The 22749-nt window shown below is 73.7% G+C and carries 18 protein-coding genes; 13 read left to right on the forward strand and 5 right to left on the reverse strand.

Annotated elements, in window-relative coordinates; all coding sequences use genetic code 11:
- Positions 1-34: 34 nt before the first annotated feature.
- Complete coding sequence (gene paaN / locus A8713_RS16030) at positions 35-1726, reverse strand: phenylacetic acid degradation protein PaaN (RefSeq protein ID WP_064534157.1); 1692 nt, start codon at positions 1724-1726, stop codon at positions 35-37.
- Between the two features lie 193 nt (positions 1727-1919).
- Here paaN and A8713_RS16035 point away from each other — a divergent pair, with 193 nt between their 5' ends.
- A complete protein-coding gene (locus A8713_RS16035; protein WP_064534159.1) occupies positions 1920-3434 on the forward strand; it encodes a 3-hydroxyacyl-CoA dehydrogenase in 1515 nt (504 codons plus the stop codon).
- On the forward strand, positions 3431-4021 hold the full coding sequence (locus A8713_RS16040) for a TetR/AcrR family transcriptional regulator (RefSeq protein ID WP_064534161.1): 591 nt from the start codon (positions 3431-3433) through the stop codon (positions 4019-4021). Before A8713_RS16035 ends, A8713_RS16040 begins: the two co-directional genes overlap by 4 nt.
- 189 nt (positions 4022-4210) lie before the next feature.
- Here A8713_RS16040 and A8713_RS16045 read toward each other — a convergent pair whose 3' ends face one another.
- Positions 4211-4711: an Lrp/AsnC family transcriptional regulator gene (locus A8713_RS16045; RefSeq protein WP_064534163.1), complete on the reverse strand. Its 501-nt coding sequence runs from the start codon at positions 4709-4711 to the stop codon at positions 4211-4213.
- 191 nt (positions 4712-4902) lie between these two features.
- Between A8713_RS16045 and pdhA (A8713_RS16050) the strand changes: the two genes are divergently transcribed.
- The 7 genes from pdhA (A8713_RS16050) (at position 4903) to A8713_RS16080 (ending at position 13590) form a co-directional block, all read left to right on the forward strand.
- Positions 4903-6042 (forward strand): pyruvate dehydrogenase (acetyl-transferring) E1 component subunit alpha, encoded by a 1140-nt coding sequence (pdhA, locus tag A8713_RS16050; RefSeq protein WP_064534165.1) that lies wholly within the window; start codon positions 4903-4905, stop codon positions 6040-6042.
- Entirely contained in the window at positions 6039-7043 is a 1005-nt protein-coding gene (locus A8713_RS16055; RefSeq protein WP_064534167.1) for an alpha-ketoacid dehydrogenase subunit beta, read from the forward strand. Before pdhA (A8713_RS16050) ends, A8713_RS16055 begins: the two co-directional genes overlap by 4 nt.
- The gene (locus tag A8713_RS16060) at positions 7043-8533 is read left to right on the forward strand and encodes a dihydrolipoamide acetyltransferase family protein (RefSeq protein ID WP_064534169.1); all 1491 of its coding nucleotides are present in this window, start codon (positions 7043-7045) and stop codon (positions 8531-8533) included. Before A8713_RS16055 ends, A8713_RS16060 begins: the two co-directional genes overlap by 1 nt.
- A gap of 357 nt (positions 8534-8890) precedes the next feature.
- Positions 8891-9898 (forward strand): NTP transferase domain-containing protein, encoded by a 1008-nt coding sequence (locus A8713_RS16065; protein WP_079158992.1) that lies wholly within the window; start codon positions 8891-8893, stop codon positions 9896-9898.
- A complete protein-coding gene (locus tag A8713_RS16070; RefSeq protein ID WP_064534171.1) occupies positions 9895-11412 on the forward strand; it encodes a molybdopterin molybdotransferase MoeA in 1518 nt (505 codons plus the stop codon). Before A8713_RS16065 ends, A8713_RS16070 begins: the two co-directional genes overlap by 4 nt.
- Positions 11409-12506, forward strand: coding sequence for a potassium channel family protein (locus A8713_RS16075; RefSeq protein WP_064534173.1), 1098 nt, complete (start codon positions 11409-11411; stop codon positions 12504-12506). Before A8713_RS16070 ends, A8713_RS16075 begins: the two co-directional genes overlap by 4 nt.
- A gap of 103 nt (positions 12507-12609) precedes the next feature.
- The gene (locus tag A8713_RS16080) at positions 12610-13590 is read left to right on the forward strand and encodes an NAD(P)H-quinone oxidoreductase (RefSeq protein ID WP_064534175.1); all 981 of its coding nucleotides are present in this window, start codon (positions 12610-12612) and stop codon (positions 13588-13590) included.
- 51 nt (positions 13591-13641) lie between these two features.
- Here the strand turns inward: A8713_RS16080 and A8713_RS33580 are convergent, their stop codons facing one another.
- Positions 13642-14301: a hypothetical protein gene (locus A8713_RS33580; protein WP_064534177.1), complete on the reverse strand. Its 660-nt coding sequence runs from the start codon at positions 14299-14301 to the stop codon at positions 13642-13644.
- 221 nt (positions 14302-14522) lie between these two features.
- Between A8713_RS33580 and A8713_RS16090 the strand changes: the two genes are divergently transcribed.
- Positions 14523-15065, forward strand: a complete 543-nt coding sequence (locus tag A8713_RS16090; RefSeq protein WP_018569131.1) for a bacterial proteasome activator family protein — start codon at positions 14523-14525, stop codon at positions 15063-15065.
- A 111-nt stretch (positions 15066-15176) separates the two neighbouring features.
- Here A8713_RS16090 and A8713_RS16095 read toward each other — a convergent pair whose 3' ends face one another.
- Positions 15177-16850 (reverse strand): protein kinase domain-containing protein, encoded by a 1674-nt coding sequence (locus A8713_RS16095; protein WP_064534179.1) that lies wholly within the window; start codon positions 16848-16850, stop codon positions 15177-15179.
- A 402-nt stretch (positions 16851-17252) separates the two neighbouring features.
- On the opposite strand from A8713_RS16095, the gene A8713_RS16100 reads away from it, so the two are divergent.
- Entirely contained in the window at positions 17253-18887 is a 1635-nt protein-coding gene (locus A8713_RS16100) for a protein kinase domain-containing protein (protein WP_064534180.1), read from the forward strand.
- A 99-nt stretch (positions 18888-18986) separates the two neighbouring features.
- Here the strand turns inward: A8713_RS16100 and A8713_RS16105 are convergent, their stop codons facing one another.
- A complete protein-coding gene (locus A8713_RS16105) occupies positions 18987-20003 on the reverse strand; it encodes a phosphotransferase (protein ID WP_173860856.1) in 1017 nt (338 codons plus the stop codon).
- A 538-nt stretch (positions 20004-20541) separates the two neighbouring features.
- Here A8713_RS16105 and pdhA (A8713_RS16110) point away from each other — a divergent pair.
- Together pdhA (A8713_RS16110) and A8713_RS16115 are read left to right on the forward strand one after the other, a co-directional pair.
- Positions 20542-21768 carry a pyruvate dehydrogenase (acetyl-transferring) E1 component subunit alpha gene (gene pdhA / locus A8713_RS16110; protein WP_064534182.1) on the forward strand — a complete coding sequence of 409 codons (1227 nt, stop codon included), beginning with the start codon at positions 20542-20544 and terminating at the stop codon, positions 21766-21768.
- Position 21769: 1 nt separating this feature from the next.
- Positions 21770-22747 (forward strand): alpha-ketoacid dehydrogenase subunit beta, encoded by a 978-nt coding sequence (locus A8713_RS16115; protein WP_018569126.1) that lies wholly within the window; start codon positions 21770-21772, stop codon positions 22745-22747.
- Positions 22748-22749 lie beyond the last annotated feature (2 nt).

Below are 22749 nucleotides of genomic sequence, written 5' to 3' on the forward strand. Positions count from 1 at the left end.
CCCGGAGCGGCCGGGGCCCTCGGCAGCTCCGGGATCACGCGTCGCGGCGGACCTCCACCACCCGGAAGCGGTCGGCCACGAACGCGCCGTCCGTGAGGGCCGCGTTGGCCGCGGGGTTGCCGCCCGAGCCGTGGAAGTCGGAGAAGGCCGCGGTCTGGTTGACGTACACCCCGCCGGTGAGGTTCAGCGACAGCTGGGCCGCCTCCTCCAGACACACCTCTTCGATCGCCCGCTCGACCTCGTCGTCGGTCGTGTGGGCGCCCACCGTCATCGCGCCCTTCTCACGGACGGTGCGCCGCAGCAGCTCCACCGCGTCGGCGGCCGAGTCGACGGCGACCGCGAAGGAGACCGGTCCGAAGCACTCGCTCAGGTAGGCGGCCTCGGCCTCCGGCTTGGCGCCGTCCAGCTTCACGATCACCGGGGTGCGCACCACGGCGTCCGGGAAGTCGGGGTTGGCGATCTCGCGGGAGGCGAGGGCGACCTCGCCGAGCGCCGCCGCGGCCTCGAGGCGGGCCTTGACGTCCGGGTTGACGATCGCGCCGAGCAGGGCGTTCGCCCGAGCGTCGTCGCCGAGCAGGCTGTCCACCGCCTTGGCGAGGTCGGCGGCCACCTCGTCGAAGGACTTGGGGCCCTGGTCGGTGCGGATGCCGTCCCGGGGGATCAGCAGGTTCTGCGGGGTGGTGCACATCTGGCCGCTGTACAGGGACAGCGAGAAGGCCAGGTTGGCGAGCATCCCCTTGTAGTCGCCGGTCGACTCCAGGACGACCGTGTTGACCCCGGCCTTCTCCGTGTACACCTTGGCCTGGCGGGCGTTGGCCTCCAGCCAGTCGCCGAAGGCCGTGGAGCCGGTGTAGTCGATGATCCGGATCTCGGGGCGGGTGGCGAGGGCCTTGGCGATGCCCTCGCCGGGCCGCTCGGCGGCCAGCGCCACCAGGTTCGCGTCGAAGCCGGCCTCGGCCAGCACCTCGCGGGCGGTGCGCACGGTGAGGGCGAGCGGCAGCACCGCGCGCGGGTGCGGCTTGACCAGGACCGCGTTACCGGTGGCCAGGGAGGCGAACAGGCCCGGGTAGCCGTTCCACGTCGGGAAGGTGTTGCAGCCGATGACCAGGGCGGTGCCGCGGGGGACCGGGGTGAACGTCTTGGTGAGGGCGAGCGGATCGCGCTTGCCCTGCGGCTTGCTCCACTCCGCTGTGTCGGGGGTGCGCGTCTGCTCCGCGTACGCGTACGCCACCGCTTCCAGGCCGCGGTCCTGGGCGTGCGGGCCGCCCGCCTGGAACGCCATCATGAAGGCCTGGCCGGAGGTGTGCATGACCGCGTGCGCGAACTCGTGCGTCCGGTCGCTGATCCGGTGCAGGATCTCCAGGCAGACCGCGGCCCGCAGCTCCGCGCCCGCCTCGCGCCAGGCCCGCTGTCCGGCGCGCATGGCGGGCAGCAGCACGTCGAGGTCCGCGTGCGGATACGTCACGCCCAGCTCGATGCCGTACGGCGAGATCTCGCCGCCCACCCAGTCGTCGGTGCCGGGCTGGCCGAGGTCGAGGCGGGTGCCCAGCAGGGCGTCGAAGGCGGCCTTGCCCGCCGCGGCGTCCAGGCTGCCGTGCTCCCCGTAGGCCTTGGGGTGCTCGGGGTGGGGCGACCAGTACGCGCGCGTGCGGATGGCCTCCAGCGCCTGGTCGAGAGTGGGCCGGTGGCGGGCGATCAGCTCGTGCGCGGTCGGTGCGGCGGCCATGCGGGACCAACTCCTTGTCTGGAGAACTCTTCGTCGAGCTCATGACCTGGCGGAACCATGGGCGTGGACGGCCGGTCAGGGTTAGAGTAACCGAACGATCGGTCGGGACAAGGGGGTCCGCCGCATCTGTGGAAAAGTCGGGCCAGGGGGGTCCGCCGCGTCCGTGAAAACGCCGTGCGGGAGGATCGCGCACATGACAGCACTCGACCTCAGCAGCCCCGTGGCCGTCGTCGGCACCGGCACCATGGGCCAGGGCATAGCCCAGGTCGCGCTGGTCGCGGGCCACGTCGTACGTCTGTACGACGCTCTGCCCGGGAAGGCCGCCGAGGCGGCCGCCGCGATCGGCGCCCGGCTCGACCGGCTCGTCGAGAAGGACCGGCTCACCGGCGCCGAACGGGACGCGGCCCGCGCCCGGCTCGCGCCCGCGGAAAGCCTCGCCGAGCTGGCCGACTGCGCCCTCGTCGTCGAGGCCGTCCTGGAGGACCTGGACGCCAAGCGGGCCCTGCTGACGGAGCTGGAGGGCATCGTCGCCGACGACTGCCTGATCGCCACCAACACCTCGTCCCTGTCGGTCACCGCCGTCGGCGGTGCGCTGCGCGGCCCCGGCCGCTTCGTCGGCCTGCACTTCTTCAACCCGGCGCCGCTGATGCCGCTGGTCGAGGTGGTCTCCGGCTTCGCCACCGACGTCACCTCGGCCACGCGCGCGTACGAGACGGCCCGCGCCTGGGGCAAGACCCCGGTCGCCTGCGCCGACACCCCCGGCTTCATCGTCAACCGCATCGCCCGCCCCTTCTACGCCGAGGCGTTCGCCGTCCACGAGGGGCAGGCGGCCGACCCCGCCACCATCGACGCCGTGCTGCGCGAGTCCGGCGGTTTCAGGATGGGCGCCTTCGAGCTGACCGATCTCATCGGCCAGGACGTCAACGAGTCCGTCACGCACTCCGTATGGCGGTCCTTCTTCCAGGACGTGCGCTTCACCCCCTCGCTGGCCCAGCGGCGCCTGGTGGAGTCGGGCCGGCTCGGCCGCAAGAGCGGCCACGGCTGGTACGAGTACGGGGAGGGCGCCGAGCGCCCCGAACCGCACACCGCCGAGCCCGCGCAGCCGCCCGCCTACGTCGTCGCCGAGGGCGACATGGGACCGGCGGCGGAGGTGCTCGCCCTCGTCCGCGAGGCGGGCATCCAGGTCCGCGAGGAGGACGAGGACCACGGCACCCGCCTGGTGCTGCCGAGCGGCGGACAGCTGGTCCTCGCCGACGGTCAGAGCTCCGTGGAGTTCCGCGACGTCGTCTACTTCGACCTCGCCCTCGACTACCGCCGCGCCACCCGGATCGCGCTGTCCGCCTCCCAGGACACCTCCCCGCGGACCCTGTCCGAGGCCATCGGCCTCTTCCAGGCGCTCGGCAAGGCCGTCAGCGTCATCGGGGACGTCCCCGGCATGATCGTGGCGCGCACGGTCGCACGGATCATCGACCTGGCGCACGACGCCGTCGCCAAGGGAGTGGCCACCGAGGAGGACATCGACACCGCGATGTGCCTGGGCGTCAACTACCCCCTGGGCCCCTTCGAATGGAGCCGCCGCCTCGGCCGCACCTGGGCCTACGGACTCCTGGACGACCTGCATCTGCGCGATCCGTCCGGACGCTACGCCCCGTCCCTCGCGCTGTACCGCCACGCGTACGCCACCGACAAGCGGGAGGCCGCCTCATGACCACGGCCAGACGCGACACGTACACGCCCCAGACGCTGCTGTCGGTGGCCGTGCGGGTCTTCAACGAGCGCGGCTACGACGGCACCTCCATGGAGCACCTGTCCAAGGCCGCGGGCATCTCCAAGTCGTCGATCTACCACCATGTCGCCGGCAAGGAGGAACTGCTGCGCCGGGCGGTCACCCGGGCGCTCGACGGGCTCTTCGGGATCCTCGACGAGGAGCACGCGCGCGTGGGCGGCGCCGCCGAGCGCCTGGAGTACGTCGTACGGCGCATGGTCGAGGTGCTCACCGCCGAACTGCCCTATGTGACGCTGCTGCTGCGGGTGCGTGGCAACACCGGGACCGAGCGCTGGGCGCTGGAGCGGCGGCGCACCTTCGACCACCGGGTGGCCGAGCTGCTGAAGGCGGCGGCCGCCGAGGGCGATGTGCGCACCGACGTGGAGGTGCGGCTGGCGACCCGGCTGGTCTTCGGGATGATCAACTCGATCGTGGAGTGGTACCGCCCGGACGGCGGCGGGGCGAGCGAGCAGGACGTGGCCGACGCCGTGGTGCGGCTCGTCTTCGGCGGGCTGCGCAGGTCGGGCTGACCGGCCGGGACCGGCGGCGTGAGCGGCCGTACGGGCACGACCGGGTACCGGGCGCCGTGCGGGACGAGGCCGCGGGTGCCGGGCTCGGCTGCGCGCCGGTGCCCGCGCCGATGGCCGTACCGCCGGCCGGCTCGGTGGCGGCCGCCTCCTGACGGACGGGCTGACGGACGGCCCGTGCGAGGGCGGCGCTCACCCCTGCGGTTCCAGGTCCTCCTCCTCGAACACCAGCAGGGTGCGGGTGCTGAGCACCTCCGGGATGGCCTGGATCCGGGTGAACACCACTTCGCGCAGGGCCCGGTTGTCGGGGGTGTGCACCAGCAGCAGGACGTCGAAGTCCCCGCCCACCAGGGCGATGTGCGAGGCCCCGGGCAGGCGCCGCAGCTGTTCGCGCACCGTGCGCCAGGAGTTCTGCACGATCGTCAGCGTGATGTAGGCGGACGTGCTGTGCCCGGCGCGCTCATGGTCGACGCGGGCGCCGAAACCGCGGATGACCCCGTCCTCGACGAGGCGGTTGATGCGGGCGTAGGCGTTGGCGCGCGAGACGTGGACCCGCTCGGCGACCGACCGTATCGAGGCGCGGCCGTCCGCCTGGAGCATCCGCAGGATGTCCTGGTCGACGGCGTCCAGCGGACGTGCGGGCGGCGGGGCGGACTCGCCGCCGTCCTCCGTGCGCCCGGCGTTCTCGGCCATTTGTTCAGATGCCATGTCCCCCCACCTCTCCGTCATGGACGTACTGCGTCTATAGCAAGCTGTGGAGAACCGTTTGTCCACAGCCTGGGGCCGCATGTAGCCAAAATGTGCCGACGACCGAACAATCGGTAGGTGGGGCGAGTCACAGCCGACGCGCCTCCCGTAGCCGCTCCCACGAGGAGGTGCCCGTCATGACGGTCATGGAGCAGCGGGGTGCGTACCGGCCATCGCCGCCGCCCGCCTGGCAGCCCCGAACCGACCCCGCGCCGCTGCTGCCGGACGCGGAGCCCCATCGCGTCCTGGGCACCGAGGCGGCCGCGCAGGCCGACCCCGAGCTGCTGCGCCGTCTGTACGCGCATCTGGTGCGCGGTCGCAGGTTCAACGCGCAGGCCACCGCCCTCACCAAGCAGGGCCGCCTCGCCGTCTACCCGTCCAGCACCGGCCAGGAGGCGTGCGAGGTCGCCGCCGCGCTCGTCCTCCAGGACGACGACTGGCTCTTCCCCAGCTACCGCGACACGCTCGCCGTCGTGGCCCGCGGGGTGGACCCCGTGGAGGCCCTCACCCTGCTGCGCGGCGACTGGCACACCGGCTACGACTCCCGCGCGCACCGCGTCGCCCCGCTCTCCACCCCGCTGGCCACCCAGCTCCCGCACGCCGTGGGCCTCGCCCACGCCGCCCGGCTCAAGGGCGACGACGTGGTCGCGCTGGCCCTGGTCGGCGACGGCGGCACCAGCGAGGGCGACTTCCACGAGGCGCTGAACTTCGCCGCCGTCTGGCAGGCACCGGTCGTCTTCCTGGTGCAGAACAACGGCTTCGCCATCTCCGTCCCGCTCGCCAAGCAGACGGCGGCGCCCTCTCTGGCGCACAAGGCCGTCGGCTACGGCATGCCGGGCCGCCTGGTCGACGGCAACGACGCGGCGGCCGTCCACGAGGTCCTCGCCGACGCCGTACGGCACGCGCGCGCGGGCGGCGGCCCGACCCTGGTCGAGGCGGTGACCTACCGCATCGACGCCCACACCAACGCCGACGACGCCACCCGCTACCGGGACGACGCCGAGGTGGCGGCCTGGCGCGACCACGACCCCGTCCTGCTGCTGGAGCGGGAGCTGACCGGGCGTGGACTGCTCGACGAGGACGGCATCGCGGCCGTCCGCGAGGACGCCGAGGCGATGGCCGCGCGGCTGCGCGAGCGGATGAACCAGGACCCGGCGCTCGACCCCGCGGACCTGTTCGCCCATGTCTACGCCGAACCGACCCCGCAACTGCGCGAGCAGCAGGCCCTGCTGCGGGCGGAGCTGGCGGCCGAGGCCGAGGAGGGCACCGCCCGATGACCACCGTCGCGCTCAAACCGGCCACCATGGCCCAGGCCCTCACGCGCGCGCTGCGCGACGCCATGGCCGCGGACCCGGCCGTGCACGTCATGGGGGAGGACGTCGGCGCCCTGGGCGGGGTCTTCCGGGTCACCGACGGCCTCACCGCCGAGTTCGGCGAGGACCGCTGCACCGACACACCGCTGGCCGAGGCCGGCATCCTCGGCACCGCCGTCGGCATGGCCATGTACGGACTGCGCCCGGTCGTCGAGATGCAGTTCGACGCCTTCGCCTTCCCGGCGTTCGAGCAGCTCGCCAGCCATGTCGCCAAGATGCGCAACCGCACGCGCGGACGGCTGCCGCTGCCCCTGACCATCCGTATCCCCTACGGCGGCGGCATCGGCGGCGTCGAACACCACAGCGACTCCTCCGAGGCGTACTACATGGCGACCCCGGGGCTCCATGTCGTCACGCCCGCCACCGTCGCCGACGCCTACGGACTGCTGCGCGCCGCCATCGCCTCCGACGACCCCGTCGTCTTCCTCGAACCCAAGCGGCTGTACTGGTCGAAGGACACCTGGAACCCGGAGGAACCGCCGGGCGTCGAGCCGATCGGCCGCGCGGTGGTGCGGCGCACCGGCCGCAGCGCCACCCTCGTCACCTACGGCCCCTCCCTGCCCGTCTGCCTCGAAGCCGCCGAGGCGGCCCGTGCCGAGGGCTGGGACCTGGAGGTCGTCGATCTGCGTTCGCTGGTGCCGTTCGACGACGAGACGGTGTGCGCCTCGGTCCGGCGCACCGGGCGCGCGGTCGTCGTCCACGAGTCGCACTCCTTCGGCGGACCGGGCGGGGAGATCGCCGCCCGCGTCACCGAGCGCTGCTTCCACCACCTGGAGGCGCCGGTGCTGCGCGTGGCCGGGTTCGACACCCCCTACCCGCCGCCGATGCTGGAGCGGCACCACCTGCCCGGTGTCGACCGGATCCTGGACGCCGTCGCGCGTCTGCAGTGGGAGGCCGAGGGCTGATGGCACAGGTGCTGGAGTTCAGGCTGCCCGACCTCGGGGAGGGGCTCACCGAGGCGGAGATCGTCCGCTGGCTGGTCGAGGTGGGCGACGTCGTCGCCGTCGACCAGCCGGTGGTCGAGGTCGAGACGGCCAAGGCCATGGTCGAGGTGCCCTGCCCCTACGGAGGCGTGGTCACCGCGCGCTTCGGCGAGGAGGGGGCGGAGCTTCCGGTGGGGGCGCCGCTGCTCACCGTCGCGGTCGGGGAGTCGGCGGCGCCGTCCGGACCGGCCGCGGCGAGCGGCACCGGTGGCACCCGTGGCGTCGACGGCAGCGGCGGTGTCGACGGCACCGGCGCTCCGGCGGGCTCGGGCGACGGCTCCGGCAAGGTGCTGGTGGGCTACGGCACGGCGGAACCCCCGGCGCGCCGCCGCCGGGTGCGTCCGGTGCCCGGCGGCGGGTCCGCCGTCACCACCGCCGCGCGGGCGACGACCACCAGGGACTCCGGGACCTCCGGGACTTCCGGGGCCTCCGAGGACTCGGTACCCGCGGTGGACGAGTCGCCGGTGGCCGTGGGCGGCGCTTCGCGGCCGGTCGACGGGCCGGTGCCCGTGATCTCACCGCTGGTGCGCAGAATCGCCCGCGAGCACGGGCTGGACCTGCGGCGGCTGCCGGGCTCCGGGCCCGACGGGCTCATCCTGCGCGCGGACGTGGAGGAAGCGCTCCGCAGGACGGGGGAGGCGGCGTCGTCCGGCGCGTCGGTACCGTCCGTGTCCGCCGAGCCGGTCGTCGCCGCCCCTCCCGCGGGGCTGTCCGCAACCGGCGCGGAGACCCGTGTCCCGCTCAAGGGCGTCCGCGGGGCCGTCGCCGACAAGCTGTCCCGCAGCCGCCGGGAGATCCCCGACGCGACCTGCTGGGTCGACGCCGACGCGACGGAGCTGCTGCGCGCACGGCAGGCCATGAACGCCGCGGGCGCGCCGAAGATCTCCCTGCTCGCCCTCCTCGCGCGGATCTGCACGGCCGCGCTCGCCCGGTACCCGGAGCTGAACTCCAGAGTCGACACGGAGGCCCGGGAGATCGTCCGGCTCGGCCACGTCCACCTGGGCTTCGCCGCACAGACCGACCGCGGGCTGGTCGTCCCCGTCGTACGGGACGCGCACGCGCGGGGCGCCGAGGCGCTGACGGCCGAGTTCGCCCGGCTGACCGAGGCGGCCCGGACCGGCGCGCTCACGCCGGGGGAGCTGACCGGCGGGACCTTCACGCTGAACAACTACGGCGTCTTCGGCGTCGACGGCTCCACACCGATCATCAACCACCCCGAGGCGGCCATGCTCGGTGTCGGCCGTATCGTCCCCAAACCCTGGGTGCACGAAGGCGAGCTGGCCGTCCGGCAGGTCGTCCAGCTCTCGCTCACCTTCGACCACCGGGTGTGCGACGGCGGTACGGCGGGCGGCTTCCTGCGCTACGTGGCCGACTGCGTGGAACAGCCGGCGGTGCTGCTGCGCACGTTGTGAGGGCCGGTCGGGCAAGGGCCGGTCTGTGCGAACCGCCCGGCCCGGGGCGGCCGGCGGGTCCGGCGCGCGCCCGCGTTCCGGGCCCGCGCGGGCGGGACGCATACTCGGAGGGTGACCGCTCACGAGCCCGTCGGCGCCCAGGACGCCCCAGCCGGTGATCCGCCTCCGGCCGGTGACCCGTCCGCGACCGGGGATCTGTCGCAGGCCGGGGATCCACCGCCGGACGGTGAACCGCCTTCATCCGGGAACCTGCCTCCGGTAGGTGGCCCTTCTCCGTCCCCGTTCCCGTCCCGGGCAGACGCCCGGCCTTCGCCCGGCGTCGCTTGCCCGTCCGGCGCCGCACCCCTGTCCAGCGCCGTGGCTCCGTCCAGCGTCCCGTCCTCCCCCGCCCACGACGTCGTCGTCCTCGCCGGGGGTGCCGCGCGGCGGCTGGGCGGGGTGGACAAGCCGGGGGTGCGGGTCGGGGGCAGGGCCCTGCTCGACCGGGTGCTCGGCGCGTGCGCCGACGCGTCCCTCACCGTCGTCGTGGCCGATCCCCGGCCCACCGCGCGGCCCGTGCGATGGGCGCGCGAGGAGCCGCCCGGCGGCGGCCCGCTCGCCGCGCTCGCCGCGGGACTGGCCCGCACCTCCGCTGATCTCGTCGTCCTCCTCTCCGCCGACCTGCCCTTCCTGCGGCCGGACGCGGTACGGCGGCTGCTCGCCGCCCTGCGGGCGGGCCGCGCCGACGGCGCGCTGCTCACCGACGCCGACGGCCGCGACCAGCCGCTCGTGGCGGCCTACCGCGCGTCCGCGCTGCGCCGCGGGCTGGCGGGGCTCGCCCAGGAGCACGGCACGCTCGACGGGCTGCCGCTGCGCCGGCTGACCGCGGTGCTCGACCTCACCCGTGTTCCGGACGACGTCGCCTCGTTCGACTGCGACACCTGGGACGACATCGCCACCGCCAGGGCACGCATCAGGGAGCATGGGCACGTGCTGGATGAATGGATTTCCGCAGTCAAGGACGAGCTGGGCATCGACCTGGACGTCGACACCGGAGTACTGCTCGACCTCGCCCGCGACGCCGCGCACGGCGTGGCCCGGCCCGCGGCGCCCCTGACCACCTTCCTCGTCGGCTACGCGGCGGCGCGGCAGGCCGGGGCGGGCCCCGAGGCGGTCGCCGAGGCGGCCCGCAAGGCGGCGGCACTGGCGTTGCGCTGGGCGGACGAGGACAGCGCGGCGGGCGAACCCGACGTGGCGCCCGACGCCACGCCCGACACCCGCCCGGACGCCGGCCACACGCCCGACACCCGCCCCGACGTCGGCCGCACGCCCGACTCCCCCTCGGACACCGGCCGTACCCTTCGCACCGGTCCGGACGCCGGATGACGGCCCGCGGCGCGCAGACCGGCGAGGACGCGGGGAAGGCAGCCGGCGCCCGGGACACCGAGGACCTCGACGTCGAGGAGGCGCTCGCGCTCGCGAACGGCGGCGCGGGTCACCTCACGGGCAGCGGCGACCTCTGCGGTGGCGGCCACCTGCCCGGCGGCAGCCACCTGCCCGGCCCCGGCGGCGGCTTCGGCCCCGGCCACCGGACCGGCGGCGGCCCCGCCTCCGCAGCGGACGGCGCCGCCTCCCCCGGACACGGGACCGGTTCCGGTCCGATCCCGTACGGCACCCCGTATCTCTCGCAGACCGACCCGAGCACGACGTCCTGGCCCGCGGCCCGGGAGATCGCCGGCCGGGCCGCGCGGGGCACCGCCCGTCGCTCCCCCGTCTCGGTCGCCCTGGACGCCGCCCTGGGCCTGGTCCTGGCCGAGCCCGTCGCCGCCCTCACCGATCTGCCCTCCTTCGACACCTCAGCGATGGACGGCTGGGCGGTCGCCGGACCCGGGCCGTGGGACGTCCGCGAGGGCGGCTCCCTGGCCGGGGACGCGCAGCCCGAGCCGCTGACCGACGGCACGGCGACCCGCATCGCGACCGGCGCCCGGATCCCGCAGGACACCACCGCCGTGCTGCGTACCGAGCACGGCCGCACGGACGCCAAGGGCCGGCTGCACTCGGTCCGGGAGCTGAGCCACGGCCAGGACATCCGGCCCCGTGGACAGGAGTGCCGTTCCGGTGAGCACCTGCTGCCCGCCGGGACCCTGGTCACCCCGGCCGTGCTGGGCCTGGCGGCGGCGGCCGGGTACGACACGCTGACCGCCGTACCCCGGCCGCGCGTCGACGTGTTCGTGCTCGGCGACGAACTGCTCACCGAGGGCCTGCCCCGAGAGGGCCGGATCCGGGACGCGCTCGGCCCGATGCTGCCGTCCTGGCTGCGTGCGCTGGGCGCCGAGGTGGCCTCGGTCCGCCGTATCGGAGACGACGCCAAGGCGCTGCAGAAAGCCCTGAGCCGGTCCGCCGCCGATCTCATCGTCACCACCGGGGGCACCGCCGCCGGGCCCGTCGACCATGTCCGCCCCACCCTGCGCAGCCTCGGCGCCGATCTCCTGGTGGACGGTGTCGATGTACGCCCCGGCCATCCCATGCTGCTGGCCCGCACCAAGGAGGACCAGCACCTCGTCGGGCTGCCCGGCAACCCGCTCGCCGCCGTCTCCGGGCTGATCACGCTCGCCGAACCGCTGCTGCGCGTCCTGGCCGCGCGCCCGGCCCCGGAGCCGTACACGCTGCCGCTGCGGGACGCGGTGCACGGCCATCCGCACGACACCCGGCTCGTGCCCTCCGTACTGCGCGGCGACCATGCGGTCCCGCTGCGCTACAACGGGCCTGCCATGCTGCGGGGTGTCGCCGCGGCCGACGCGTTGGCCGTCGTACCGGCGGGCGGCCTTCGCGCGGGCCAGGAGGCCGAACTACTCGATCTGCCCTGGGCCGCCGCCGGAATCGGAGTGTGTTTCACGTGAAACTTCCGGGCCATGATGCGATCGCCCGCCAGGCGGACGAGCATCTCGTGACCCATCGGGTGAAACTCCCGAGGAAACTCGTCGACCGTCCCATACGCCAGGTCGCGAAGCGACTTGCCATGGCACTGCTGGTGCTGGTGGTGACCGTCGTGGTCGTCTACGTCGACCGCGAGGGCTACCACGACAGCGCCGACCAGACCGTGGACCTCCTCGACTCGGCGTACTACGCGACGGTGACGCTCTCCACCACCGGGTACGGCGACATCACACCTGTCAGCGACAGCGCCCGGCTCACCAACATCCTCGTCATCACGCCGCTGCGCGTGCTGTTCCTGATCATCCTCGTCGGCACCACGCTCGAAGTCCTCACCGAGCGCACCCGTGAGGAATGGCGCCAGAGCCGCTGGAGGTCCACCTTGCGCGATCACACCGTCGTCGTCGGCTTCGGGACGAAGGGGCGGTCGGCGATCCAGACCGTCTGCGCGACCGGACTGAAGAAACAGCAGGTCGTCGTGGTCGACCCCAGTTCCAAGGCGATCGACGTGGCCACGGCCGAGGGGTACGCCGGGGTCATCGGCGACGCCACGCGCAGCGAGGTGCTGAAGCGGGCGGAGGTCCACCGGGCGCGGCAGATCATCATCGCCACACAGCGGGACGACACGGCCGTCCTGGTGACGCTGACGGCCCGGCAGCTCAACCGGAGCGCGAAGATCGTCGCCGCGGTGCGCGAGGAGGAGAACGCCCCGCTGCTCAAGCAGTCCGGCGCGGACGCCGTGATCACCAGCGCGAGCGCGGCCGGACGGCTGCTGGGCCTCTCGGTGCTCAGCCCGGCCGCCGGCATGGTCATGGAGGACCTCATCCAGCAGGGCAGCGGGCTGGACATCGTCGAACGGCCCGTCATAAAGGCCGAGACGGGCCGCAGTCCGCGCGAGATCGACGACCTGGTGGTCAGCGTCGTCCGCGGGCACCGGGTGCTCGGGTACGACGACCCGGCCGCCGCCTCCCTCCAGTTGACGGACCGCCTGATCACCATCGTGCGGGCCACGCCCGGCACGCAGGTCACCCCGGACATCCGCCCGCTGCCGCAGGACTGATCGCCTGGGCCCTGGCGCCCGTGCGTCACCGGCCCGGCCCGGCCCGGCGCGCGGATGCCGCCGCCCGGTGGTGCGGGACGGGGCGAGGAGTAGCGTCGGCCCCATGCATGCGATCACGATTCCCGAACCCGGTGGCCCCGAGGCGTTGGTGTGGGACGAGGTGCCGGATCCCGTGCCCGCCGAGGGGGAGGTGCTGGTCGAGGTGGTGGCCGGCGCCGTCAACCGGGCCGACATCCTGCAACGCCAGGGCCACTACGACCCGCCGCCCGGCGCCTCCCGCCACCCCGGCCTGGAGTGCTCCGGACGGATCGCCGCGCTCGGCCCCGGGGTGTCCGGCTGGGCGGTCGGCGACGAGGTGTGCGCCCTGCTCGCGGGCGGTGGCTACGCCGAGAAGACCGCCGTACCGGCCGGACAGCTGCTGCCCGTCCCGCAGGGCGTGGACCTGCGGCAGGCGGCGGCCCTGCCCGAGGTGGTCTGCACCGTGTGGTCGAACGTCTTCATGGTCGCCCATCTGCGCCCCGGCGAGACCCTGCTCGTGCACGGCGGCTCCAGCGGTATCGGCACCATGGCGATCCAGCTGGCGAAGGCCGCCGGTGCGCGGGTCGCCGTCACGGCCGGCACCCGGGAGAAGCTGGACCGCTGCGCCGAGCTGGGCGCCGACATCCTGATCAACTACCGCGAGCAGGACTTCGTCGAGGAGATCCGGCGGGCCACGGACGGGGCCGGCGCCGATGTCATCCTGGACAACATGGGTGCCAAGTACCTGGACCGCAATGTCCGGGCGCTCGCCGTCAACGGCCGGCTCGCGATCATCGGCATGCAGGGCGGCGCCAAGGGCGAGCTGAACATCGGCGCCCTGCTGGCCAAGCGGGGCGCGATCAGCGCGACCTCGCTGCGGGCCCGCCCGCTCGACGAGAAGGCGGCGATCGTGGCCGCCGTACGCGAGCACGTCTGGCCGCTGATCGCGGACGGGCACGTCCGTCCGATCGTCGACCGCGAGGTGCCCATGCGCGACGCCGCGACCGCGCACCGGATCGTGGAGGAGAGCGGCCACATCGGCAAGGTGCTGCTGGTCGCCTCCTGACCGGCCGCGCACGGCCCGACCCGCGCTCCGGCCCGACCCGGACGGACGTCTCTAGGTCCGGCGCACCCGCAGGGCGATGAACGCCAGCCCCAGACCGAGCCCGATCAGGACCAGTCCGCTGCCGAGCGGCAGCATCTCCAGGACCGGACCGGCCGCGGTACCGCCCGGCTGCCGGGGGGCGGACGGCCGGGCGGACGCGGACGCCAGGGGGGCGGCGGACGCCCCGGGCGAGCGGGAGGCGGCCGTCGGCGTACCGGGCGAGGAGGCATCCCGACGGCCCTCCCCGTCCTGCCACGGCGGTCGGCGGTCGCCGTCCTTCACCCCGTCCTCGTGCCGGTGCGCCCGCCCCGGGCGCCGCCCCTCGTCCTCGTCGTCCTCGCCGGACGGCTCGTGGCGGGAGGGCGGCGCCGCCGGGGAGGCGGCCTGGAGGAGGACCGGGGCGGCGGGCGCGGGGGACGAGGCGTGTGCCGGGTGTTCCGGGGCGGGCGGACGCGCCGGGGCCGTCGAAGGTGCGGCGCGCGTCGCCGTGGCGGAGGGCATGGGTACGGGCGTCCCGGGCGCCGAGGCGGAGGGCGACGGGCCGGGCGGCTGCGGCTGCGGCTGCGCCGAGGCGGCGCCGCCGGACAGGACCAGCGCCGCCAGCAGGACCGGTACCGGCGCGATCAGCCGTCCCGCCGCCCCCGGCGCGGTGCGCGGCAGCCATGGAGTCACCCCGGGGACCCCCTCACGGTGGCCGGTCAGTGGTTCAGTGCCACCACAGTCACATCACCGGAGCGATCCGGCATTCCGGGTTCGGCCGCCGGGTCGAATCCCCGGTGCGGCCCGGCCGGGGCGACCGCGCCGCCGGCCGACGCCCCGGGCGCGGCACGGTGGATCACCGTCCGCGGGGGGCACCGGGGAGGTGAAGGGTACGGGTGCGAGAGAATGGCGGTATGGAGATGCCGAGGAACGAACGGTCGCCGGAGAATCCGCAGATCCTGGTCGTGGGCCAGGACGGCATGGCGCTCGGAGGCGGCGGGGACGACGACTCGCACGAGACCCCGGTCACGGCGCAGGTGGAGCAGCCCGCCAAGGTCATGCGGATCGGCAGCATGATCAAACAGCTGCTGGAAGAGGTGCGGGTCGCCCCGCTGGACGACGCCAGCCGGGCCCGGCTCAAGGAGATCCACGCCAGCTCGGTCAAGGAGCTGGAGGACGGCCTGGCGCCGGAACTGGTCGAGGAGCTGGAGCGCCTCTCGCTGCCGTTCACCGACGAGGGCACCCCCAGCGACGCGGAGCTGCGGATCGCGCAGGCGCAGCTGGTGGGCTGGCTGGAGGGCCTCTTCCACGGGATCCAGACCACCCTGTTCGCCCAGCAGATGGCCGCCCGCGCCCAGCTGGAGCAGATGCGCCGCGCCCTGCCGCCGGGCGTCGGCCACGAGGGCGTCGTCGAGGACCCGCGCACGGGCGGCCGCTCCGGCGGCCCGTACCTGTAGACCGCGCACCGGCCGCCTCCGGCCGCACGCACACGGACATGAGCGGAGGAGGGCCCGGCAGCCTCGCTGCCGGGCCCTCCTCCGTGTCCGTTCGCCGAGCGAGGCCGCCGGTCAGGACGTCGCCGGGTCGCCCGTCGACACGTAGAGCTGGATCGTCGGCATGTTCTTCGGGTCGACGTCCGTGTCGGCGGCGGGGAACTGGCTCATGACCGTGCCCTGGCCGTAGGTGTTCTCATCCTGCTTGACCTCCTTCAGGTGCCAGCCGGCCGCCTGGAGGCACTCCTTGACCGAGCCGATGTACTTGAACTGGAAGTTCGGCACCTTGATCAGCTTGGGGTCGTTGTACGACTCCTGCGGTTCCTTGCAGGCGCTCGCGCTGATCGTCTTCGAGGTGTCGGGGCCGCGGTGTCCCTCGACGGGGGCCGAGGAGGATCCGGGGCTCGCGCTCGTGCCGGTGTCGTCGCCCTTGGCCTTGTCGTCGTCACCGCCGCCGTTCAGGAGCAGCGCGGCGATCAGACCGGCGACGGCGATCACGGCGACGGCCGCCGAGGCGAGGATGACCACCTTGTTGTTCCCCCGGCCGCCCGGCGAGCCGCCCGAGGAGGCCGGCGGGGACTGCGGGGAGAGGTTGTACGGCGGGGGCGTCGACGCCTGCTGCGGGGCGTACGGCGAGGCGGCGGGCGGGGTCTGGTACCCGGCCGCCTGCTGCGGATAGCCGTACGACGGCGTGGGGGCGGGGCCCGGGGCCGGGGTGCCGTACGGGTGCGGCGCCGGGGCGGGCTGGTACGGCGTGTGCACCTGGCCGGCGACCGGCGGCGCGGCGTCGACCGGCGGGAACACCGCGGAGCCGACGCCCGCGCCGCTCGGCGCCTGGGAACCCGGGACGATGCTGGGCGGGGCCGCCTGGAAGGAGGCCGCCACGCGCAGGCACTCGTCGCGCATCGACTCGGCGCTCGGGAAGCGCTCGTTGGGGTTCTTCTTCAGCGCGCGGGCGACCAGCGCGTCCACCGCCGGGGGCAGCGCGCGGTTGACCGAGGAGGGCGCGACCGGCTCCTCCTGCACATGCGCGTACGCGATGGCCAGCGGCGAGTCAGCGTCGAACGGCAGCCGCCCGGTGACCAGCTGGAACAGCATGATGCCGACCGAGTACAGGTCGGAGCGCGCGTCCACGCCACGGCCCAGGGCCTGTTCGGGCGAGAGGTACTGCGGGGTGCCGACGACCATGCCGGTCTGGGTCATCGAGGTGACGCCGGACTGCATGGCGCGGGCGATGCCGAAGTCCATGACCTTGACGACGCCGCGCTTGGTCACCATCACGTTGCCCGGCTTGATGTCCCGGTGGACCAGGCCCATCTCGTGGCTGATCTCCAGGGCGGCCAGCACATCGGCGGTGACCTTCAGCGCCTGGTCGGCGGGCATCGCGCCCTGCCGGCGCACGTCCTCGTCGAGCACCGAGCCCAGCGGCCGGCCCTCGACGTACTCCATGACGATGTACGGCGTCGTCATGGAGTCCAGCGTGTCCTCGCCGGTGTCGAACACCGAGACGATGTTGGTGTGCGTGAGCTTGGCCACCGCCTGGGCCTCGCGGCGGAACCGCTCGCGGAACGCCGGTTCCCGGCCCAGCTCGGTGTGGAGTGTCTTGATCGCGACCTGGCGGTCGAGCACGGAGTCGTAGGCGAGATGGACCGAGGCCATGCCGCCCTCGCCGAGCAAGTCGCGCAGCTGGTACCGGCCGCCGGCCAGCGCCCGCCCCGCGAACCGGCTCTGTGCGCCGTCCTGGCTCATCTTCTGCGTCCCCCATGTAGCGCGCGGCGGCAGCGGCTGCCTCGCGCGCGATCGGCTGTCCGTCGACGGTCCCCGGGACCGGACGTGACCTGACCTCATGTCCGGATCTCGATGATCGGAAGTGTTATTCCCGGCCAAGTCTGCCCCAGGGCACCGACACGTCAAGCTCGGTGCCCGTTCCGTGACCGTACGCGAAAGAAGCGTCGCGCAAGCGTTACAGCGGTCGTACGGCCGGTACACGGGATTTGCACGACGGCAGCCGCTCGCGGTTTGATGGCCGGTCCGTCCCGGACCGGTCCCCGCGGTGAACCCGGACCGGCGGCTTGCGCCGAGCCTGTAGCGTGGCCGACGAAGACCGTGACAACACCGCGCACCCGCGGGCAGAAACGACGGCGAGGACTGATGGACCAGACGCAACGCGCCCAGGGCCCGTCCGACCCCGAGGCGTCTGGCGGCGGCGGCATGTCGGACATGCCGGAGATGTGGGGCAACGGCGGTCTGGTCGGCGACGGCCGGTACCGGCTGACGCACCGGCTCGGCCGGGGCGGCATGGCCGAGGTGTTCGCGGCCGAGGACGTACGGCTGGGCCGCACGGTCGCCGTCAAGCTGCTCCGCGCGGACCTGGCCGAGGACCCCGTCTCCAAGGCCCGCTTCACGCGCGAGGCGCAGTCCGTGGCCGGTCTCAACCACCACGCGATCGTCGCCGTGTACGACTCCGGCGAGGACGTCGTGGGCGGCCAGTCCGTGCCGTACATCGTGATGGAGCTGGTCGAGGGCCGCACCATCCGCGACCTGCTGCTCAACGCCGAGGCGCCGGGCCCCGAGCAGGCGCTGATCATCGTCTCCGGAGTCCTTGAGGCGCTGGCCTACTCGCACCAGCACGGCATCGTGCACCGCGACATCAAGCCCGCCAACGTCATCATCACCGACCACGGCGCCGTGAAGGTGATGGACTTCGGCATCGCCCGCGCCCTGCACGGGGCGTCCACGACGATGACGCAGACCGGCATGGTGATGGGCACCCCGCAGTACCTCTCCCCGGAGCAGGCCCTCGGCAAGGCCGTCGACCACCGCTCCGACCTGTACGCCACCGGCTGCCTGCTGTACGAACTCCTCGCGCTGCGTCCTCCGTTCACCGGCGAGACCCCGCTGTCGGTGGTCTACCAGCACGTCCAGGACATGCCGGTGCCGCCGTCGTCGACCTCGGGCGGCGCCTGCCCGCCCGAACTCGACGGCCTGGTCATGCGCTCGCTCGCCAAGGAGCCCGACGACCGGTTCCAGACCGCCGAGGAGATGCGCGGCCTGGTCCAGTACTCCCTCCAGATGCTCTACGAGCAGGGCGGCCACACCGGCACCTGGAACACCGGTCCGGTGGCGGCCCCCGACGCCCGGCACACCCCGGCGTCCGGCTTCGCCGGCACGACGGTGATGCCGCACCACGGCGAGGCCCACGCCGGCACCACGCAGATCCCGCAGCCGATCCTGCCCTCCGGGTACGGGAACCGCGACGACGGCGGCTTCGAGGGGCACGGCAACCGGCGCGAGGGCGGCCGGGGCAAGCTGTGGATCCTCGCCGTGCTCGCGGTGGTCGCCATCGCGGCGGGCGTGGCGCTGGCTCTGCACAGCACCGGCGGCAAGGGCGGTGACGGCGGCACCACCGGCACCACCACCTCGCCCTCGGCCACCCAGTCCACCCAGGACGACCAGCCCAGCTCCAGCCCGACCGACGACTCGACCGGGCAGCCCTCGGACTCGTCCACCGACACCGGATCGGGTTCGGCGGGCTCCGGCTGGGACCACAAGCCCTCGCAGCGGCCGTCGTGGTCGCCGTCCCAGAAGCCCACGGACGACACGAGCGACGAGCCCTCGGAAGAGCCCTCCCACGAGGCATCCAGCCCGCCGGCGCAGACGACGCCGCCCGGCGGCGGCAGCGGCGGCACCAACAACTCCCCGCCGCCGACCGGCGGGACGAACGAGGGCACCGGTGACGGCGGCGGCACCCCCGGCACCTCGGACGGCGCCGCGGGCGACCACTGAGCACACCCGCACGCGCGCGTGGAACCCCGACAGGGCTCCACGCGCGCGTGCGCGTGTCCGCCCGCTGTCCCGGGCCCCCGCACGGCCTCTGGGCCCGTCCTACTGCGCGAACGCCCCGCACACCGCGTCGTACTCCTTCGTCCACCACACCACCAGCGCCGAGGCGGCCGGGAACTGGGGATCGGCGCGGGTGTCGCCGCGCTCGTAGTGCCAGCGCAGCATCCAGAAGTCGTTGAGGCGCTCCCACCACACCCGGTGCACGGCGGCGGCCAGCTCGGCGGCCGTGGCCCCGGCCGCGCGCCGGTACGCGCGCGCGTAGGCCGTGATCTTGGGCAGGTCCAGGGTGCCGCCCGGCCGGACGAAGAAGATCGCGGCGGCGCGGACCGCCTCCTCCGCGCGCGGCTGCACACCGAGCCGGTCCCAGTCGACGATCGCGGCGGGCGCGTCCCCCCGGTAGAGCACGTTGAAGGGGTGGAAGTCGCCGTGCACCCAGCCCACCGGGCCGCCGGGCGGCGGGCGCCGGGCCGCGTGCTGCTCCAGCAGGGTGCGGCGCTCCAGGAGCCGGTGCCGGGCCAGCTCGTCGAAGGCGTCCGGCGGCCGGTGGCGGCGCACGTGTCCGAGCAGGTCGTCGATCAGGGTGAGGGTGTCGGCCGGGTCGGCGCTCTCGACCGGGTGCGGTCCCCGCGCGGGCCGGGTGCGCGCCTTGGGGGGCATCACGCGCTCCAGGCAGGCGTGCACGGCGCCCAGCAGCGCGCCCAGGCGGGTGCACTGGCCGGTGGTGAGCTGGCCGCCGTGCCGGTGCCTGCCGTCGATCCACGGGTACAGGGCGTAGGCGTGGCCGCCGACGACGGCGACCGTGCGCCCGTCCCGGCCCGCCAGCGCGGGCGCCACCGGGACGCCGAGGTCGGCCAGGCGCTGGGTGGCGCGGTGCCGGCGGGCGATCGAGGCGGGGTCGGCGGTGTCGGGGTCGAAGTGGTGCTTGAGGAAGTACCGTCCACGGGTCGTGCACAGCCGGTATCCGCGGTTGAGCAGCCCCTGGTCGACCGGTTCGCAGGCGACGGCGGAACCGGCGGCGTACCGGCGCAGCAAAGCGTTCAGAGGGGGCGCGAGGGGCACAGAGGGTGGTACACATGGGCGCTGCACGCGGCAGATGCTAGGGCAACGGCCGGGCCGGTGAGCTGGGGCTTGTCACAGACAGTCATCGAAAGTCGCTTTCGGTCACATGAGATCACCGGGGTGTTCTCCCTTCGTCCTCCCTTCGTCCCGATTTCTGGGCCCTCGGCCGCGTGGAGGCGTGGACGGTCAAGAGCGGTTCCGGCCACTCGTGAACTCTTCCCGACTACGGGGTGACCGGGATAACGTGCCGGTGTTCCGGCCCCCTGCAAGGCTGTGACCAGCGGCTGCCCCCCGTGCCCGGCGAGGTACTTGGACGTCCAAGCGAAAATACTTGGAAATCCAAGGAAACGCGCAGGTCAGGAGGGGTTTCCCAGAAATGTGGAGCACTGGGTAACGTGGCTGTTGCAGGGCGCTCGCCGGGGCACCTGTCACGCCTGTTCCCGGCCGAGTGGCACCCACCCCGTGCCCCGTGGTCGAAACAGGTGAGCCGCACTGGCCTACCGGCAACCCCGGGGGCCGGACCGACGGAGGAGCACACGTGACCGTGGAGAGCACTGCCGCGCGCACATCGCGACGCAGCGCCGGAAGCAAGGCCGGCACGTCCGGCACCAAGGCGGCCGGCACCACCGGCACCAAGGGCACCACCCGCACGACCGCCAGGAAGGCCGCAGCCGCGAAGGGTGCCGAGCCCGGCCTCGTGCAGCTGCTCACGCCCGAGGGCAAGCGCGTCAAGAACGCCGAGTACGACAAGTACGTCTCCGGCATCACCGCCGACGACCTGCGCGGCCTGTACCGCGACATGGTGCTCACCCGCCGGTTCGACGCCGAGGCCACCGCCCTCCAGCGCCAGGGCGAGCTGGGCCTGTGGGCCTCGCTGCTCGGCCAGGAGGCCGCCCAGATCGGCTCCGGCCGCGCCCTGCGCGACGACGACTACGTCTTCCCGACCTACCGCGAGCACGGCGTCGCCTGGTGCCGCGGGGTCGACCCGACCAACCTGCTCGGCATGTTCCGCGGCGTGAACAACGGCGGCTGGGACCCGAACGGCAACAACTTCCACCTGTACACGATCGTCATCGGCTCGCAGACGCTGCACGCCACCGGTTACGCCATGGGCGTCGCCAAGGACGGCGCCGACAGCGCGGTGATCGCCTACTTCGGCGACGGCGCCTCCAGCCAGGGCGACGTGGCGGAGTCCTTCACCTTCTCCGCCGTCTACAACGCCCCCGTGGTGTTCTTCTGCCAGAACAACCAGTGGGCCATCTCCGAGCCGACCGAGAAGCAGACCCGGGTGCCGCTCTACCAGCGCGCGCAGGGCTACGGCTTCCCCGGCGTCCGGGTCGACGGCAACGACGTGCTGGCCACGCTCGCGGTCACCCGGTGGGCGCTGGAGCGCGCCCGCGCCGGCGAGGGCCCCACCCTGGTCGAGGCGTACACGTACCGCATGGGCGCCCACACCACCTCCGACGACCCCACCCGCTACCGCCACGACGACGAGCGGGCCGCCTGGGAGGCCAAGGACCCGCTCCTGCGCCTGCGCCGCCACCTGGAGGCGGCACACCACGCGGACGAGGGATTCTTCGCGGAACTCGAAGCCGAGAGCGAGACGTTGGGCAAACGAGTGCGCGAGGCGGTCCGTGCCATGCCGGACCCGGACCACTTCGCCATCTTCGAGAACGTGTACGCGGACGGGCACGCGCTCGTCGACGAGGAACGCGCCCAGTTCGCCGCCTACCAGGCGTCGTTCGCGGACGCCGAGGGGGTCTGAGATGGCGGAGAAGATGGCCCTGGCCAAGGCGATCAACGAGTCGCTGCGCCGCGCCCTGGAAGCGGACCCCAAGGTCCTCGTGATGGGCGAGGACGTCGGCAAGCTCGGCGGTGTGTTCCGGGTGACCGACGGCCTCCAGAAGGACTTCGGCGACAGCCGCGTGATCGACACCCCGCTGGCCGAGTCCGGCATCGTCGGCACGGCGATCGGCCTGGCCCTGCGCGGCTACCGCCCCGTGGTGGAGATCCAGTTCGACGGCTTCGTCTTCCCGGCCTACGACCAGATCGTCACCCAGCTGGCGAAGATGCACGCCCGCTCGCTGGGCAAGGTCAAGATGCCGGTCGTGGTCCGCATCCCCTACGGCGGCGGCATCGGCGCGGTCGAGCACCACTCGGAGTCCCCCGAGGCGCTCTTCGCGCACGTGGCGGGCCTGAAGATCGTCTCCCCGTCCAACGCGTCGGACGCGTACTGGATGATGCAGCAGGCCATCCAGAGCGACGACCCGGTGATCTACTTCGAGCCCAAGCGGCGCTACTGGGACAAGGCCGAGGTCGACACCGAGGCCATCCCCGCCCCGCTGCACAGGGCGCAGGTCGTCCGCGAGGGCACCGACCTCACGCTGGCCGCCTACGGCCCGATGGTCAAGCTCTGCCAGGAGGCCGCCGCGGCGGCCGCCGAGGAGGGCAAGTCCCTGGAGGTCCTGGACCTGCGTTCGGTCTCCCCGCTGGACTTCGACTCCGTGCAGGCGTCGGTGGAGAAGACCCGCCGCCTGGTCGTCGTCCACGAGGCCCCGGTCTTCTTCGGATCGGGCGCGGAGATCGCCGCCCGGATCACCGAGCGCTGCTTCTACCACCTGGAGGCCCCCGTCCTGCGGGTCGGCGGCTACCACGCGCCGTACCCGCCGGCGCGCCTGGAGGAGTCCTATCTGCCGGACCTCGACCGGGTGCTCGACGCCGTCGACCGCTCGCTGGCGTACTGAGG

Source organism: Streptomyces sp. SAT1 (assembly GCF_001654495.1).
Taxonomy (GTDB): domain Bacteria; phylum Actinomycetota; class Actinomycetes; order Streptomycetales; family Streptomycetaceae; genus Streptomyces; species Streptomyces andamanensis.